Genomic DNA, 18904 nt, shown 5'->3' on the forward strand with positions numbered 1-18904 from the left:
TCCTTACACGTTAATTGCTGCAAAATTATCATTTTCAAGGATAGCCTTCTTTGTCTTATGCTGGAACCTGAAAAACAATAGGATTGATGCCGTAAGCAATCCCAGTAATAATCCCCACCAGATACCCTGGACGCCAAAATTTAAGTAGATGCCAAAGAAATAACCTACCGGCAATCCTAATCCCCAGTAAGCCAGAAAGGTAATAATGGTAGGCACCTTCACATCTCCCATTCCGCGTAAAATACCAAGCCCAACTACCTGCGTACCATCGAACAGCTGGAAAAAGGCAGCGATAATGATCAGGTGTGCAGCAATGTCCACCACTGCGGAATCACTGATATACATCAAGGGTAGCAGCCGGCAACTCAGCATAAAGATAAATGCTGTAGTACTCATCATTGCTAATACCATATGATAACTGGCAATGGCAGACAAGCGCAGCTCTTTAAACTGCATGGCACCAAAGTGATTCCCGCTTTTAATACCCGCTGCCGCAGAAATGCCGCTCGCCATCATATAAGTGATGGAAGCCAGGTTGATAGCTATCTGGTGTGCCGCCTGTTCTTTCGCACCTATCCATCCTGCCATAATAATAGCACCACTAAAGGCACTGATTTCAAAAATATATTGCAAGGCTACAGGGGTACCGATGCCCAGTATTTTTTTTATGGCCTCGCCGGATAATTGCCAGTGTCCAAACTGCCGGATATACTGGCGGAAGCGGGGGCTTTTCAGTACATACCAGGCCATGGCAATACCCATTAGTGAACGGTCGGTAAGTGTGGCAATACCTACTCCAACCACTCCCATATTAAATCCGTATACCAATATAATTCCTAAAACGATGTTGAGTACATTTCCCACAATGCTGATATTCATGGCCTGGCGCGTGAATCCTAATCCTTCTGCAAACTGCTTGAAGCTGAGAAAAACCATCAACGGAAAAAACGAAGCACCCAGGAATTGCAGGAAAGGGCGTGCCTGTTCCTGTACATCGGCTTCCTGATGAAGCAGATGCAGATAATTACTACCGATAATAATAGTGGTAGAGAGAACTAATCCCAATATAAGGTTAATGACTAAGCTATGCCGCAGCAGGGAACCACAGGCATCAATATTACCACGACCATGTTCCTGTGCAATAAGTGGTGTAAGTCCGTAGGACATGCCAATTCCCATCACCATAAATACAGAGAACAAACTACTACCCAATGCTACAGCGGCAAGCGGTACGTCACCTTTATGGCCAATGATTATTGTATCTGACAAAGCCACAAGAGTATGCCCTAGTTGGGAGATGACCACAGGGTAGGCTAAACGGAAATTATCTTTATAATACTGTTGATATTTCTTCCACATAGTTATTCAGGGAAAGTAAAAAGGGTGTCCCGTTTAAGCGTGACACCCTTTTTACCTTTTAATTATTTTATTAAAAAGGTGCGTCTTCTTCGAATTCCATGTCATTCATTTTGGAACCCTTCTGGATAAAGAATTTCGCTTCATTATTGGCGCCATCGTTAGGGCTTGGGAAACCAGCATAGGAGTTTCCACCACCGCCACTACCGGGGTTATCTACACTTCCATCATCTTCAAAACGCTGGAACTCCAGTACTGCACGCAGCTTGATAGTATCCAGCTGACCATTACGGTGTTTAGCTATACGCACGTGGGTTTCACCTTTATTGGATTCTCCCATTTCGTTAGTGTTGATCTCATAATATTCAGGACGGTACAGGAACAATACCATATCCGCATCCTGCTCAATCGCACCAGACTCACGAAGGTCACTCAACTGTGGCATCTTATTACCGTCCTTACGTTTTTCCACATCACGGCTTAACTGAGACAGTGCAATGATAGGCACACCTAATTCCTTTGCCATCCCTTTCAGATCCCTGGAGATCTTACTGATTTCCTGTTCACGATTACTTCCTTTTCCATCAGCAGAACCACTCATCAGCTGCAGGTAATCGATTATAATCAGACCCACACCGTGGTTATGTACCAGCCTTCTGGCTTTTGCACGTAATTCGAAGATGTTCAGTGCCGGAGTATCATCTATAAAGATGGGAGCTTTTGCCAAACGTTCAATACCGTGGGTCATCAGCTTCTTCATCTCATATTCTTCCAGCTTACCACGGGAAATCTTTTCCAGTTTTATTTCAGACTCCGCAGACAAGATACGTTGCACGATCTGTCCGGACGACATTTCAAGTGAGAACAGGGCAGCACCTTTCGGGAACCGGGGATGCAGGGCTGCATTCCTGGCAAGGTTCAGTGCGAATGCCGTCTTACCCACCGCAGGACGAGCCGCGAGAATAATAAGATCCGTTGCCTGCCAGCCGTAAGTTACTTTATCCAGGGAAGGGAATCCGGAAGGGACCCCGGTAATATCATCTCCTCTGTTACGCAGGTCTTCAATCCGCTTCATGGTGTTTACCAGAATACGGTCTATACTATCATAGTTCTTGCGAAGGTGATTATTGGTAACCTCAAACAGTTTGCTTTCTGCAGAATCCAGGAGATCGAATACATCCGCAGTATCCTCATAAGATTCACTAAGAATTTCGCCGGAAATGCGGATCAGTTCACGCTGGATAAATTTCTGGAGGATAATACGGGCATGGGCCGCGATATTGGCAGAAGACACCACCATGTTGGTGAGTCTTGTTATATAATATGGACCTCCCACCATTTCGAGTTCGCCCAGGGATTTGAGCTCCTCTACTACAGTAAGGATATCTATAGGCATGGATTTACCTGCCAGTTTGGCCATGGCCGAATAGATCTTCTGGTGTGCCTCTACGTAGAAACACTCCCCTTTCAATATTTCTATTACAGAATCAAACGCCCCCTTCTCCAGCATGATAGCACCTAACACCGCCTCTTCCATTTCTTTTGCTTGTGGCGGTATTTTGCCGTACATCATAGATGAGATGTCAACGGACGGCTTACGACGCACATTGCGGTCCTTCTTTAGATTAAGATCCATTTATCGTTAATTCCTATTAAAAAAGTTAATCAAATAAAGTTATGTCATGGCAATTCCTCGGTTCTTTACAATTCTTTTTGTACCAGTCTTTGAACAAATTGTAAACTTTTCAGGGCTTGAAAAACTAAGGTAACCGCATTTTCCCATTTATTAAGGATTGATTCCTGATATAGTTTATAAGACCACATCCACAGGTTATCCACCAGCAATTTGTCAGTTATCCACTGACTGACTCATACTTATTCACCAAATGCACACTCAATCCCCAGGCAAAGGTCCGCATATTCACAAACTTTGTGCAAAAAGATTTTCCACATAAGTTTTGGGAAAGACGGACAGTGTATTTTTGAACGTTATTCACATTCCATACTTTTCTCCTTTTCACCCTTTGTCCTTATTTATTAACTTTACGCCACTTATAAACATACAAATGACTATTTCGTACAATTGGCTGTGTGACTATTTGCCGGTAAAACCATCACCGGAGGAACTATCTGTTATCCTGACGCGTATAGGCCTGGAGGTGGAAAGCCTGGAACAATTTGAATCCGTAAAAGGTAGCCTGGAAGGGCTTATCATAGGAGAAGTGCTCACCGTAGCACAACATCCCAATGCAGACAAACTAAGGCTGACTACCGTAAATACCGGCAACGGCGAGCCCCTCAATATCGTTTGCGGAGCACCGAACGTGGCTGTAGGTCAGAAAGTAGTGGTTGCTCCTATCGGCGCTACCATCTATCCTGCCAGCGGAGAACCCCTAACCATGAAAAAGGCCAAAATCCGTGGGGAAGAAAGTCATGGGATGCTATGTGCAGAAGATGAGATCGGTCTGGGTGGCAGTCATGAGGGTATCCTGGTACTGGATCCTGCCCTGCAACCGGGTACACCGGCAAGAGAGATCTTTAACCCTGTACAGGACTGGATCTACGAAATAGGATTAACGCCTAACAGGATGGACGCTATGAGCCACCTGGGTGTAGTGAAAGACGTATGTGCCTACCTGAATAATGCAGAGAATACTCTGCAACACAAGGCATTAATACCGGAAATATCCCCTCTGCCCCAGGCAACAGAAGCATTTCCAATTACTGTTACAATAGAAAATACAGATGCTTGTCCACGTTACTCCGGAGTTACCATCTCCGGTGTAAAGATCCAGCCTTCGCCCGACTGGTTGAAGAACAAGCTGCTGGCAATCGGGGTAAGACCTATTAACAACATAGTAGACATTACCAATTTCATCCTGCACGAAACGGGGCAACCCCTGCACGCTTTTGATGCAAAAGCCATCAAAGGCCAAAAGGTGATCGTAAAGAATCTGCCACAAAACACCACTTTTGTTACACTGGATGAAAAGGAAAGGAAACTGGATGCTGCCGATCTCATGATCTGCAATGCTGAAGGTGAGCCAATGGCAATAGCCGGCGTATTTGGAGGCCTCCATTCAGGAGTTACAGCAGATACTCAACATATATTTCTGGAAAGTGCCTGCTTCAGCCCGGCAAGTATCCGCCCCACCTCTTTCAGGCATGGTCTCCGTACAGATGCAGCTGCCCGTTTTGAAAAAGGAGTGGATATATCAGGTACTGTATACGTATTACAGCGTGCAGCAGCACTGATCTGCGAACTGGCCGGCGGACAGATAGCATCTCCCATCATTGATGTATATCCTTTTCCAAAGCCACAAACAGAGGTAGAAACTACCTGGGCATATATTAAAAAGCTAAGTGGTAAAGTATATCCTGCTGATAAAATAGAACGCATCCTCACCAGTCTGGGTTTCACCATGATGTCCAAAACAGCAGAAAAGTTCCGCGTAGCGGTGCCTTACAGCAAGCCCGACATCAGCCTGGCACCGGATATCGTAGAAGAGATCATGCGTATTGACGGACTGGATAACATCGAAATACCGTCCCAGGTAACGATCACTCCTGCCCCGGCACAACGCCCAGACAAGGAAAAGATCCGGGAAAAGGCAGCTAACTATCTCGCCTCCAACGGTTTCAATGAAATTTTTACCAATTCTATCACTAACAGCAAGTATTTTACACCTGAAGTACTGGCCTATTCAGTGAGGATGATCAACAGTCTGAGTGCCGACCTGGATATAATGCGCCCTTCCATGCTGGAAACCGGTCTGGAAAGCGTTTCTCATAACCTGAACAGGCGGAACGAGAACCTGTTGTTCTTCGAATTCGGCAATACCTATGCTACTTATAAGCCAAACGAATACGAAGAAACACCTCATCTGTGCCTGTACCTCACAGGATCCAAAAAAACAGAAAGCTGGCTGCATAAAGCTCAACCGGTAGATTTCTATTTCCTGAAAGGTTATGTACAGAACGTATTACAATTGCTGGGTTTAACCGGCCTCCAATGGAGTGAACCTGAAACCGGTGGTTTCTGGAAGATCAGTATCCGTAACAAGGAGGTGGTAAGCCTGGGAGCGGTGCCTGCACAGAAGCTTAAACAGTTTGATATCAAACAACCAGTATGGTTTGCCGACTTCAACTGGACGAATGTGTTGGGATTACTGCAAAAAAGCAATAACTTTTACAAGGAAATACCAAAGTTCCCGGCCGTACGTCGCGATCTGGCACTGGTACTGGACAGGAAAATACAGTTTGTAGCGGTGGAAGCAGCCGCCAAAACGGTGAAATCACCTTTGCTGCAACAACTGAACCTGTTTGACGTTTTTGAAAGTGAGAAGCTGGGTGCTGATAAAAAGTCATATGCAGTGAGCTTTACATTCCAGGATGCCCAAAAGACCCTTACGGATAAGGAAATTGACGGTGTAATGGAAAAACTGGTAAAAGCATTTGAAGGACAATTGAATGCTGAAATCAGGAAATAAAAAATATGGCTTTAGAGCAATACATACAACGCATTGAGGATAAACTGCAGCTGCTGGTAAGAAAGTTACAGCAGGTGCAGGGGGAAAATGTATTGTTGAAAGAGCAGATCCGTTTAAATGAAGAAGAACTGAGCGCGCAGAACGACGCCATCGCTACCCTGTCGAACAAACTGCAAATGACCAAAATTGCAGGTAATACCCAGGGAGCCCCGTCAAATAAAGAAGATGATGATGAGTTCAAAAAGGAGATGCGGAGCAAGATCAATGACTATATCCGGGAAATTGACCGCTGCATCGCCTTGCTGAACAGCTAGTTAAGCCGCCTACAACTAAAAACAACATGGAAAATCTCATCCCTATTAATATTGTAGTGGCCGATCGCTCCTACCGCATTAAGATTAATCCGGAGGAAGAGGAGGAAGTGCGCCGCACCATGAAGGAAGTCAACGAAAAGATCATTGAGTTCAAAACCGCTTATGCCGGCAAAGATCTCCAGGATTATATCGCTATGGCCCTTATCATGTATTCCACCCATCCTGTTACCAGCGGAGGAAAGGAGCAAGCCGGAATGGCTCCCTTTTTACAGGAAAAATTGCAACATCTGGAAACATTGTTGGACGAACATCTGAAATAATCTGCTTCTCAGCGCATTATCTCATCATTTCACACATCATTTTTGTATTTTCGCAAATCAAGTTCTCACCCTCTACCTTTTCCACGGAATGGGAATGTGGCTAGGAATGCAACATAAATCAAGTTTAAATTTTTTGTATGGATGGTACCTTAATAACGACAATAGCCGCAGTGGTGGCTTTGATCATAGGCATTTTGTTAGGTAAAGTGATTTTTGCCAAAAGCACACAGCAAAAGATACAGGATGCAGAATTACAAGCTCAAAAGATAATAGCAGAAGGACAAACAACCGCAGAGAACCTTAAGAAAGACAGGTTACTGGAAGCCAAAGAGAAATTCCTGCAACTGAAGAGTGAACATGAGAAGGAAACAATGCAGCGGAACCAGAAACTGGCAGATGCGGAGAACAGGATCAAACAGAAAGAACAGGGCGTAACCCTTAAAACTGAAAGTCTTCAGAAGCAAATGCAGGAAAATGAGGCGATTAAGGAGAATCTGAACCGCCAGATGGAATTAGTAGCTGTGAAGCGTACAGAACTGGAAAAACACCAGGAAGAACATATCCGCCGCCTTGAAAAAGTAGCGGCCCTTACAGCAGAAGAAGCACGTCATCAGTTAATTGAAAGTCTGAAAGATGAAGCCCGTAACCAGGCATTATCACATATCCAGGAGATCATTGAAGATGCCAAGCTGAAAGCAAACAAAGAAGCTAAAAAGATCATTATCCAGTCTATCCAGCGTACAGCAGCAGAGCATACCATTGAAAATGCAATCACTGTATTTAACCTGGAAAGCGACGAAATCAAAGGCCAGATCATTGGCCGCGAAGGTCGTAACATCCGCGCTATTGAAGCAGCTACCGGTGTTGACCTGATTGTAGATGATACCCCTGAAGCAATTGTATTATCTTCCTTTGACCCATTACGCCGTGAAATTGCACGTTTATCACTTCAGCGCCTGGTACAGGACGGACGTATTCACCCTGCCCGTATTGAGGAAGTAGTTGAAAAGACCAAGAAGCAACTGGAAGAACAGGTAATGGACATTGGTGAAAGAACTGTAATAGAACTGGGTATCCACGGTTTGCATAAAGAACTGGTTCGCCTGGTAGGTAAGATGCGTTTCCGCTCTTCTTATGGTCAGAACCTGCTGATGCACTCTAAAGAAACTGCCAACCTTTGTGGTGTGATGGCTGCCGAATTGGGATTAAATCCTAAACTGGCAAAACGTGCAGGTCTGTTGCATGACATTGGTAAAGTACCCGATGAAGAAACAGAACTGAGCCACGCCCTGCTGGGAGCCAAACTGGCTGAGAGATATGGTGAACATGCTGCGGTGGTAAATGCCATCGGTGCCCACCATGATGAAATGGAAATGCAATACGTGATCTCCCCAATCATTCAGGCCTGTGATGCCATCAGTGGTGCACGTCCCGGCGCCCGTCGTGAGATCATGCAAAGCTACCTGCAACGTATCAAAGACCTGGAGAACCTGGCACTTGCACATGAAGGTGTGGAAAAAGCCTACGCTATCCAGGCGGGTCGTGAACTGCGCGTGATTGTAGAAAGCGATAAGGTAACTGATAGCGATGCAGACCGTCTTTCTTTTGAGATTGCGACCAAAATACAGAATGATATGCAATACCCCGGTCAGATCAAAGTAACAGTAATACGTGAAAAACGTGCTGTGAACGTTGCCAGGTAAAAGCATAAGCAATAACATATTTGATTAAAAAGAGGCATCCTGAACGGTGTCTCTTTTTAGTTTTTAAGGGCTTACCTTTTAAACCTTTTCCAGGCGACTCCGTAGTGAGTCTATATACTGGACAGACGTTGAACAGACGTTAGACACACGTTGGACACCCTTAGTTCGCATATAGACAATCTAAGAGTGTCCAATGTATGTTCAACGTATGAAGCAACTATAGACTCACTATTAACTTGCTATCAACTTGTTACCTACTTCAAATCTCTTTAACCAGCGCATCTTTTTAACATCTTGCAGATACTCATTTTTAATTATCTTTTATATTTACTCCCGTAATAAAAGCTCTTTAAATTCTTTATTGTTGTATTTTTTGGTATAAAATCTCCAGATTATGAAGAAACTCACTTGGATAATTGCTGCCAGCTTGTTAATTACAACGGCCCCCACTTTTGCTCAGAAAGCACAATCTCTCTTTAACGGGAAAAACCTGGATGGCTGGAAAATATACGGTACCGAGAAATGGTATGCAGATAATGGCACCCTGGTATGCGAAAGCGGTCCGGATAAAGAATATGGTTACCTGGGAACCGACAAGGAGTTTAAAAACTTCGAACTGACCGTAGAATTTAAACAGGAAGCCAATGGAAATAGTGGTGTGTTTTTTCATTCATCTATAGAAGGAACCAAAATAGCCGGCTGGCAGGCAGAAGTAGCTCCTCCCGGACAGCATACAGGAGGTATTTATGAGTCTTATGGCCGTGGATGGCTGATACAGCCGGATTCAACAAAAGAGCAATACCTTAAAATGGGAGAATGGAATACTATGAAAGTACGTGTGAATGGCGATGATGTAACTACCTGGCTGAATGGCCACGAAATGATCAACCTTAAAGATGCGAAAATCGGAGAGAAAACAGGACAGATAGCTTTACAGATTCACTCTGGCGGCGGTATTAAAGTGAGATGGAAAAACATTAAGATTACACAACTCAAATAAAGATGCATAAACTGGAAGAACAGATCAACACAGCAGTTTCGTACTTAAAAGGATTCAACTATGATCGGGCCCGTGTAGGTATTGTATTAGGTACCGGACTCGGTCAGCTGATAAGCCATATACAGGTAGAAAAAAGTATTCCTTATAATCAGATTCCTCACTTCGCGGAAAGCACCGTGGAATCACACAAAGGGCAGCTCATCTATGGTAAAATCGGGGATACACCTGTTATTGCCATGCAGGGACGCTTTCATTATTATGAAGGTTACTCCATGCAGGAGATCACCTTTCCGGTTCGGGTAATGAAAGCCCTTGGTATTCAGCAGCTATTGCTGAGCAATGCGGCTGGTGGTATGAACCCTTCTTACAAGAAAGGCGATATAGTGTTGCTGGATGATCATATCAACCTGCAGCCTGAAAATCCTCTGCGTGGTTTGAACTCGGCTTTTTTCGGTACCCGTTTCCCGGATATGAGCCAGCCTTATGATCTGCAACTGGGAAAGCTGTTAAAGACAGCGGCAGCAGATAAAGGATTAACCCTGCATACAGGAGGAGTATATGTATCTGTAACGGGACCTAACCTGGAAACAAGAGCCGAATACCGTTTCCTGCGCCTTATAGGTGCTGATATAGTAGGGATGAGCACTGTCCCTGAAGTTATAGTTGCTAACCAGTTACAACTCCCCTGTGCGGCTGTATCCGTTATTACTGACGAATGTGATCCTGATAATCTGAAACCGGTATCACTCGAAGAGATCATTGCAGTTGCCGGTACAGCAGATAAAAAGCTGAGTGAGCTTTTTGTAGCTGTGATAAAACAGCTCTGATTAAAATGTAATGGCTACGGTATAATCTTTGCCGACCCTCTTTTTATCACAACAAATTGCACTTTAAATACAAAAGCCGCCCGCATATCATTCAGTTTTACAACTGATGGTTTGCGGGCGGCAAATATTTTACTTATAATTATTTTTTCGTTTCGTCGTTATCATCATCTTCATCACTTTCTTCATCGTCTTCCTCCTCATCATCATCACTGTCATCATCATCTTCGTCTTCGTCTTCGCTATCATCATCATTGTCCCCATCTTCGTCTTCGTCGTCTTCGTCATCATCATCACTATCATCATCATCATCTTCGTCTTCGTCATCGTCCTCTTCTTCATCTTCTTCCTCAGGATCAACTTCTGTATTATCTGTGGCGGCTTCGGGTATTTCTACAGTCGTAATTTCTTCTTCCTCCACAACCAGCTCATCAATAACATCCCCTTCATTATCCACAGTCGCTTCCAGCACCACATCATCTGTAGCTTCCAGGATCTCTCCTTCTTCTGCCAGTTTTTCCAATGTTTCATCTGTTACCACACCTGCTATTACCGGGGATAATGTCTCTTCTATTAAGTCCGTTTGTTCTACCAGTTCACCGGTTTCAGAAACGATCATGTTCAGTGGTTCATCTGTCAGCAGCTCTTCTTCGGAATGACCGTTTCCTTCCAGATCCAGCATCAGTGTAGGAGCAACATCTTCATCAAATACTTCTTTCAGCTTAGGAAGATCTTTGGGAGAGTTTAACCCGAAGTAATCCATAAATGCTTTGGAAGTAGTATATAATAATGGCTTACCCGGTAAATTCTCGCTACGGCCGGAGATGACAATCAGTTCCTTTTCCAGTAACTTCTGGATGGAATAATCGGTACTTACCCCACGGATATGTTCTATTTCCCCTTTGGAAATGGGTTGTTTATAAGCTATGATAGCTAAGGTTTCCAGCGCAGCAGTAGACAAGCGTTTCAGGAACTTCTCCCCGTTCAGTTGTGCCACTGTCTGGTAATAATCCTTTTTGGTAAGGAACTGGTAACCACCTCCGCTTTCTCTTACTTCAAAAGCGTAGAATTCAGAGCTATATTTCTCCCTGACAGCTTCCAGTGCTGTTTCAACCTGGTCCAGCGTGGCCCTGTCTTCCAGGAAGGCCATTGCGTTATTTAACAGATCTGTTATTTCCAGAACAGGAAGTGGCCTGTCTGCTGCAAATATCAACGATTCAACATGCGGTATTATCTGTGAGATTTCCATTGTCCGATTTTCAATTGCAGGAATTTCCTGGCCTGCAGCCATTACTATACCCCTGTAAACAAAAAAGTCAAAGGCCGAAAATACAGCCTTTGACCCTTATGAAGAAATCAAAATATTTTGATGTTAATTTGATGTGTATAAGTTCCTGGAATTATCCGTTCAAGGCAGCTGCACCACTCACAATCTCAGTCAGTTCGGTCGTAATTGCTGCCTGACGAGCACGGTTGTAGCTAATCTTATAACCACGTAACAGTTCATTCGCATTCTCAGTAGCCTTATCCATTGCCGTCATACGAGCACCATGTTCGGAAGCGCTGGCATCCAGCATAGCCTTGAACAACTGCGTATTCAGGATCTTAGGCATCAGTTCTGCAATGAGGGCCTGTTTTTCAGGTTCAAAGATAAAATCTGCACGGGTTTCCTTTTTACCTTCAGCTGTTTCCACTTTAGCAATAGGCAGGAACTGCTCAGCTACAAAACGCTGGGTAGCAGCATTTTTGAATTCGCTGTATATGATTTCCACTGCATCAAAATCACCTTTGGTAAAACCATCCAGTGCTACAGCTGCAGCTTCTTTAACATTTTCAAAATCAAGACGGGTAAACAGGTTCCAATATGTTTCGTTCTGTTTGTAACCGCTCTTGGCAAAGAATTCCCATCCTTTTTTACCAATAGGCAGAATCTCTACCTGTCCCTTCGCAAACTGTTCCGCATATTTTTCACGGATCACCTGCTTTGCCAGCTTAATAATGTTGGAGTTATAAGCACCACACAATCCTCTGTCGGAAGTAATCACGATGATCAGCACCTTTTCTACCGGACGCTGGGCTGCCAGTGCCAGTTCAATGCTACCTTCACTGTTAGAAACAATATTCTGTAACATTTCCTGCAGTTTAACGGCATAAGGACGCATGAGCAGGATAGCATCCTGTGCACGACGCAGCTTAGCAGCACTCACCATTTTCATGGCTTTCGTGATCTGAAGGTTGGACTGTGTAGACTTTATACGGTTGCGAACTTCTTTAAGCTGACCGGACATAATGTTTTATGTATTACTTTATATTTGTATAACAATAAAGCCTGTAGGGCCCTTTAAATTTGGGTGCAAAGGTAAAGAATTTCTTGTTAAGTAAGAATCAATACTACTTATTCCCTCCAGATGGGACTGCCGCAACTGTTGTTCCGGGAACCGATTCTGTCCATGACTCATTGCCCTGTTTATCTACATAACCTACTCTACCATTGAGTTTTATCAGCCCTTTGCCCTCAGAGAAAACAAAGGCATCATCATATTTTTGTGGGATCACCATATGATTGGATTTATCTATAAAACCAAATTTCCCTCCAGTACCAACCGCTGCTAATCCTTCATTGAAATCCCGGGCATTATCATATGAAACCGGAATCACCAGGTCGCCTTTTGTATTAATAAACCCAAATTTCTTATCCAAGCGCACCCAGGCCAATCCATCTTTAAATGTACCTACCTTATCATAAATCGTCATCACCACCTTTCCTTTTTTCAGATCTGCACGGCCGCATTTTCCATCTATGTATACTATTACAGAGCCATTATCCACAATACCAACCATATCATAGATGGGCTTCAATATTGCCTTTCCTTTTTCGTTAACCACACCATACTTATCTTCCAGCTCTACAGTGGCATACCCCTGCCTGAAATGTCTCACCTCATCATACAAAGGCGGAACGATTTCCCTGCCGGTAGTATCCAGCGCTCCTTTCTTCCCCTTCAGCCCTATTGACGGATGTAAAGGATCTGTTGCCCATACAGTATCATATTTCACAGCGGAAACATGCCCGTTCTTAAAAGCATAACCAAACTTATGTTTAAGTCTTACTACGGTATAACCGTTCCTGAAAGTACCTACAGAGTCGTACTTTGCCGGAATTACTACCTTTCCCGCAGCATCACTGAATCCGTATTTCCCGTTTTTTTCGATCTTTATTAACTGAGCGTTGGCTATGCCTGCCAGGAGAAGCAGGCAAATGGATAATAAATAACTCTTTTTCATAGGAAGCTGATTATTATACCAAAAATAACAAAAAACCGGGGTATTTCCCTATAGCTCGATCTTTGTTCCCAGTACTTTCAAAAAAGCAGCTATCCACTGAGGATGAGCTGGCCAGGCGGGTGCTGTTACCAGATTACCGTCCGTAACGGCTTCATACACATTCACTGCTTCAAAATGCCCTCCGGCAATGGCTACTTCCGGTCCTACAGCAGGATAGGCTGTTAGTCTTTTTCCCCTTACTACGTCTGCGGCGGTCAGGATCTGGATACCATGACAAACAGCAGCAATGGGTTTGTTTGCAGTTGCAAAGTGTTTCACAATCTCAATCACCTTTGGATTTAAACGCAGGTACTCTGGCGCTCTCCCTCCTGCAATCATCAGGGCATCATAAGAAGTTACCTGTACATCGGCAAAAGATGCATTCAATACAAAATAATGCCCCCGTTTTTCGCTGTATGTCTGATCGCCTTCAAAATCGTGAATGGCTGTGATTATTTTATCACCTGCTACTTTTTCAGGACAAACAGCATGCACAATATGTCCTACCATTTGTAGCATCTGAAATGGAACCATTGTTTCGTAATCTTCCGCGTAATCGCCTGTAAGAAAGAGAATTTTCTTCTGTGCCATGGGGGTTATGTTTTTTTTGGGTGAATATTAAAGTTACAGATTTTAGGTGGGGTTTTGTATATGATGAATTCTGAAAATGAAACAGGATGTATGAAGTACGGTGGCATCGTACTTCATACATCCTGTTGTTTTGATGGAATTTCTATTTATCAATAGCCCGGGTTCTGCAAAAATTCATTACTTGTCCTGTCAATCTGATCCTGTGGAATTGGCCGTAACTCATGCTTACCTTCAATATTTGGTCCACCTTGCGGATTATGTAACCGTACACGTTCCACCAGTTTGTGGGTACGCACCAGATCAAACCATTGCTGCTGTTCTCCTACCAGTTCACGTCCGCGTTCATCCAGGATAAAGTCCGTAGTAAGCTGGGCTTCTGAGATCTTCATTGCTTCCCTGTATGCGGTAGTTTCCGCCTCGTTAGCGCCTACTCTCGCAGCACGCATACGCAGGGTGTTGATATACCCTATGGCGTCCGTTTTCTTACCGGTCATCATCAATGCTTCCGCAGCAATCAGGTAATCTTCAGCCAGGCGGAATGCAATGAATGGCCTTACACCCGAAGCCTGGTTGTCCGGACGAAGTGCATCAGCAAATTTGTTGAGTGAAGGGTATAACTTTTCAGTGTACTTATCGGGAGTTACCAGTAAATAATTTTTAACTGTATCCGTTGTTTTATAACCTGGCATCCATACGGATGTATCTCCAACTTTCAGTTTAGCAGTAGCAACATTAGCAAACCAGACAGTCGTGAAAAATTTCTCATAACGTGTGTCATTTACCCTATCTGCAAAGAGTGTATCTAACAGGAATTTTGTAGGGCGAAAACGTTTCCAGGGTGTACCATTTGCCAGATCGCGCTTCATACCGGCAAGCACGTCGTACTGCATCAGGAAGAAGCGGCAGGCATTATTATCAGTTGAATTATATAATGCATCGGTAGTATATTGTACTGCAAATACTGTCTCTGTATTATTCTCTTTCCCCTGCTCCCATACCTTTCCAACATCTGTTAACAACTGAAATCCATACTGACTAATTACACGGGTAGAATAAGTAGCAGCACTGTCATAATCTCCGGCAACGGCCACTGCAGATGAAGCTCTGGTTAAGAACACACGGGCCAGCAGATGTTCTGCTGCAGGTTTTGTAGCGCGTCCCCATTCTATTTGTGTAGCTGGTAACGTTTGTACAGCATAGCGCAGGTCTGCTATAATAGTATTGTAAATAAGGTCAACAGGATCACGATGTGATTCCGTTACGATCTCCTTATTTTCATTTAACTGTAATGGAATAGCACCAAACAGCTGTACTAAAATGAAATAATAATTTGCACGGCAAAAACGGGCCTGTGCTATACCCAAATGTTTGACGGTACTATCCAGTCCGGGAATGAGATCAGCTCTGTCCTCTACAACATTACAGGTATTAATCGTCTGATAAAAACTATTCCATAGATCTCTCAGATGTATATATCGCGGATCAAATTGCGAAGTGTACTGATTCGCAAATTTAAAATCGCCGTCTGAGCCATTGGTATAAGTATCTGTACCAAATACAGAAAGACTCATACCTCGTTCAGTACTGTAAAAGCTGCGCAGCCCCAGGTAACTGGCAGTTACGGCACTCTGGAAACCACCAGGTGTATTATAGAAATCGTCTACAGCAGAAGATACTACCTTTTCATCCAGCATTTTATTACAACTACTGCTCACACACAGGCAAAACAGCAGGCACCATAATATGTTTTTCATCGTCTCTTTTTTAATGATCATAAATTAAAATGTAGCATTGATACCGAATTGCAGCATCCATGTAGCAGGAGCATCTACAGCTATCGTATTCACATCTTCCGGATCAATTCCTTTATATTTCTGACGGTAAGGCGCCAGGATCAGAGGTTGCTTAACGTCTACAGAAAAACGTAATGCTTCCATTTTCCAGCGTTCCATCATATGCTTGGGCATTGAATACCCCAGGGTGATATTGCGGATCTTGAAGTAAGAACCATCAAAATAACTCAGCGTATTATAGTTGTTAGGACGCTCCTGGTTAGAGTTAGGACGAGGGAAATCGTTTGTCGGATTCGAAGGTGTAAAGTAATGTATGTCCAGATTATTATAACGGCCTTGCAGCGTGTTAAAAGTAGAATAGAAATCACTCTTGACCGTACTACCGAAACGGGCAAACGCTACTACAGACAGATCAATGTTTTTATAAGAGAACCGCTGTGTCATACCACCAGACCATGTTGGCTGAGGAGTGCCCAGGATACTCCTGTCCTTATCATCTATCTTCTTATCATTGTTGAGATCAGCCAGCCTTATCTCTCCCATATGTTGTTTATATACCTGCGCTTCCGCTTCCGTTTGCCAGATACCCACCTTTTTGTAGTCATAGTATACATAAGTAGGCGAACCAACAAACCAGCCATTACCCACATCCTGTTTTTTGCCTTCTCCCAATGCCAGTATCTTTTCACTATTCTTAAATGCATTCACATCCATCGTCCAGCTAAAGTTTTTCGTTTCAACGATTACGCCGGAGAGACCAATCTCAATACCTTTGTTCTGTGTAACACCTGTGTTTTCCAGGACATAGTCGAATCCGTTACTGAATGGCAGGAAACGCTGTAATAACAGGTCAGTTGTTTTTTGCTTATAAACATCTATCGTACCTGTAATACGTCCTTTCAGGAAGCTGAAATCAACACCGATATTGGTAGAAGATGTTGTTTCCCATGTGAGGTTAGGATTATGTAATAATAGTGGTTGATAACCGATAGATCCTTTGTTACCGAATGAATAAGGTGAACGGGACAGCAACCCCTGTGTAGCATAGGGAGGAATACCTGTGTTACCTATTTTACCATAGCTGCCGCGTAGTTTCAGGTTGTCGACAAATGATACGTTCTGCATAAAACGTTCGCTGGTAATGTTCCAGCCCAATGCTACGGAAGGGAAATACCCCCATTTATGTCCGGGAGCAAAACGGGAAGATCCATCTGCTCTCAGGGTCAATGTAATCAGGTAGCGATCGTCATATCCATAATTCACACGCCCCATATAAGAGAGGATTGTCCATGTACCTAACTGACTACCGAGTGCTGTAACATTTGCAGCCTGCCCCAGATTATAATATTGCTGCTGTTCTATAGAGATACCTCTTACACTTGCCGTAGAACTATCCTCACGTTGCCGTTGCACACTATACAGTCCTGTGAAATTAAATGCATGTTTTTTCCTGAAAATTTTATTGTAGGTAAGCAGGTTCTCCACCGTATAGGCCCATACGAATTGACCCTCTTTTTTAGCTGTAGCATCTCCTCCACCTATCAGCAGGTTAGTATTATTTTTCCCCTGGAAAAGGCCATTGTTATTCTGCATCAGGTCACCACCCAGGTTCAGCCTGTATTTGAGTCCATCTGTAATGCTCACTTCTCCATACACGCTATTGAAGAATCGGATGTGACTGAGATTCTCAATGCGGTTGCCAGGTACATAATCCAGCAGGGGATTAGGCTGCTGATTATCACCGGTAGGATAAGTGACCAGTTTACCAGTAGAATCGTAAGGTGTTCCGATAGGTAACATTTTCAGTGCAGCATCCATCCCATTGTAGGTGGCACCTTTTCTCATACTGTAGGTGGCCAGTGTAGAAGCTCCTACATGAACCCGCTTGCCAATCTGCTGATCGATACTTACATGAAGGTTATACCTTTCATAGCTTTGCGGTTTCAGCACACCCTGGTCTTTAAAATATCCTCCGCTCAGTGCATATTTAGTTTTATCACTACCACCACTTACACCCAGAGAATGCCTTGTTTGCCAGCCCGGGCTAATCATCAGGCTTTGCCAGTCGGTATTCACACCTTTTTGAATGTTTGCCAGTTCTGTAGAGTTGAATATCTTGATATCGGAAGCAGCGGGGTTACTGTCGTCATATATACCGGAGGTGCGAAAGGCTTCGCGTTTCATGGCCAGGTATTGCTGACTGTCCATCATATCGGTACGGCCCAGGTTATGTACAGAACCATATACACCGTTATAGGTTACCACTGCACGACCATTTTTTCCTTTCCGGGTAGAAACCAGTACTACACCATTGGCACCACGGGAACCATAGATGGCGGTAGCAGAAGCATCTTTGAGGATGTCCATGGAAGCAATATCCTGGGGATTGATATCATTAAGGTTGCCTGCGAAAGGTATCCCATCCACTACATACAGCGGATCATTACCGGCAGATAAGGAGCGTGTACCCCTTACTCTCACGCGAGGCTCATCACCTGGTTTGTTACTGTTGTTAATCACCTCTATACCAGGCGTTCTGCCCTGCAGAGCCTGTTGCGCATTAGTAACAGGCACCTCCATAATGGATTTACCGCTGAGAGAGGAAATGGCGCCTGTTATATCTTTTTTCTTTTGTTGCCCATATCCGACTACCACTACTTCGTCCAGTTTTTTCTGGTCTGGGGATAGTTGAATATTGATTACACCACGGCCATTAACCGGCACTTCCTGTGATAAAAAACCAATAAAAGAAACGATCAGTACGCTATTACGGTCAGCGTCCAGTTTGTAATTGCCCGAAATATCTGAGGCTGTCCCTGTTTTTTGTCCTTTTACCGCAATGGTGGCCCCAATAACCGGCGTACCATCTGAGGCTGTAACTTTCCCCTTAATTGTCATAGATGATTGTGCCCGGATGAGCGTTCCGGATAATAGCAGGCATAGAAGCATGGCTCCTGCTCTTGATAACGTGTTTTTCATTCGTGAAATTTTTTTTCGTAACGGAATACCTCCTGCCCACGTGATTTAATAGCTACTTCCTAAGGTTTTATCACAATATTCGGGGCAGGGAACGATACAAGTTAAGTAGATTCGTTATAAATTGCAAACGATTGCATAAATTCGAAAAAAAGAAATTATGCCGCTCATCACAAAATGATGCAATCGGTTGAATAAGTTCTAGGCATTTTT

Annotated in this window: 14 protein-coding genes; 6 read left to right on the forward strand and 8 right to left on the reverse strand. The window is 43.8% G+C overall.

Annotation, left to right across the window (positions count from 1 at the left end; all coding sequences use genetic code 11):
- Positions 1-3: 3 nt before the first annotated feature.
- Positions 4-1359, reverse strand: coding sequence for an MATE family efflux transporter (locus BM176_RS04615; protein ID WP_090100008.1), 1356 nt, complete (start codon positions 1357-1359; stop codon positions 4-6).
- Between the two features lie 70 nt (positions 1360-1429).
- Complete coding sequence (gene dnaB, locus BM176_RS04620) at positions 1430-2992, reverse strand: replicative DNA helicase (RefSeq protein ID WP_090100010.1); 1563 nt, start codon at positions 2990-2992, stop codon at positions 1430-1432.
- A gap of 430 nt (positions 2993-3422) precedes the next feature.
- Here dnaB and pheT point away from each other — a divergent pair, with 430 nt between their 5' ends.
- The 6 genes from pheT (at position 3423) to BM176_RS04650 (ending at position 10010) form a co-directional block, all read left to right on the forward strand.
- On the forward strand, positions 3423-5846 hold the full coding sequence (gene pheT / locus BM176_RS04625; protein ID WP_090100012.1) for a phenylalanine--tRNA ligase subunit beta: 2424 nt from the start codon (positions 3423-3425) through the stop codon (positions 5844-5846).
- Between the two features lie 5 nt (positions 5847-5851).
- Positions 5852-6160 (forward strand): hypothetical protein, encoded by a 309-nt coding sequence (locus tag BM176_RS04630; RefSeq protein ID WP_090100015.1) that lies wholly within the window; start codon positions 5852-5854, stop codon positions 6158-6160.
- 26 nt (positions 6161-6186) lie between these two features.
- On the forward strand, positions 6187-6480 hold the full coding sequence (locus BM176_RS04635) for a cell division protein ZapA (RefSeq protein ID WP_090100017.1): 294 nt from the start codon (positions 6187-6189) through the stop codon (positions 6478-6480).
- A gap of 137 nt (positions 6481-6617) precedes the next feature.
- Positions 6618-8183 (forward strand): ribonuclease Y, encoded by a 1566-nt coding sequence (rny, locus tag BM176_RS04640; RefSeq protein WP_090100019.1) that lies wholly within the window; start codon positions 6618-6620, stop codon positions 8181-8183.
- A gap of 394 nt (positions 8184-8577) precedes the next feature.
- Complete coding sequence (locus BM176_RS04645) at positions 8578-9183, forward strand: 3-keto-disaccharide hydrolase (protein WP_177230296.1); 606 nt, start codon at positions 8578-8580, stop codon at positions 9181-9183.
- 2 nt (positions 9184-9185) lie between these two features.
- The gene (locus BM176_RS04650; RefSeq protein WP_090100023.1) at positions 9186-10010 is read left to right on the forward strand and encodes a purine-nucleoside phosphorylase; all 825 of its coding nucleotides are present in this window, start codon (positions 9186-9188) and stop codon (positions 10008-10010) included.
- A gap of 139 nt (positions 10011-10149) precedes the next feature.
- Here the strand turns inward: BM176_RS04650 and scpB are convergent, their stop codons facing one another.
- The 6 genes from scpB to BM176_RS04680 form a co-directional block, all read right to left on the reverse strand.
- On the reverse strand, positions 10150-11256 hold the full coding sequence (scpB, locus tag BM176_RS04655) for an SMC-Scp complex subunit ScpB (RefSeq protein WP_090101639.1): 1107 nt from the start codon (positions 11254-11256) through the stop codon (positions 10150-10152).
- Positions 11257-11407: 151 nt separating this feature from the next.
- On the reverse strand, positions 11408-12295 hold the full coding sequence (gene atpG / locus BM176_RS04660) for an ATP synthase F1 subunit gamma (protein WP_090100025.1): 888 nt from the start codon (positions 12293-12295) through the stop codon (positions 11408-11410).
- A gap of 103 nt (positions 12296-12398) precedes the next feature.
- Positions 12399-13292 (reverse strand): WG repeat-containing protein, encoded by an 894-nt coding sequence (locus tag BM176_RS04665; RefSeq protein ID WP_090100038.1) that lies wholly within the window; start codon positions 13290-13292, stop codon positions 12399-12401.
- A gap of 48 nt (positions 13293-13340) precedes the next feature.
- Positions 13341-13922: a DJ-1/PfpI family protein gene (locus tag BM176_RS04670; RefSeq protein WP_090100040.1), complete on the reverse strand. Its 582-nt coding sequence runs from the start codon at positions 13920-13922 to the stop codon at positions 13341-13343.
- A gap of 149 nt (positions 13923-14071) precedes the next feature.
- Complete coding sequence (locus BM176_RS04675; RefSeq protein WP_090101641.1) at positions 14072-15676, reverse strand: RagB/SusD family nutrient uptake outer membrane protein; 1605 nt, start codon at positions 15674-15676, stop codon at positions 14072-14074.
- A gap of 24 nt (positions 15677-15700) precedes the next feature.
- Positions 15701-18694: a SusC/RagA family TonB-linked outer membrane protein gene (locus BM176_RS04680; RefSeq protein WP_090100042.1), complete on the reverse strand. Its 2994-nt coding sequence runs from the start codon at positions 18692-18694 to the stop codon at positions 15701-15703.
- Positions 18695-18904: the final 210 nt, after the last annotated feature.

It is taken from the genome of Chitinophaga sp. CF118 (genome assembly GCF_900112615.1).
Classification (GTDB): domain Bacteria; phylum Bacteroidota; class Bacteroidia; order Chitinophagales; family Chitinophagaceae; genus Chitinophaga.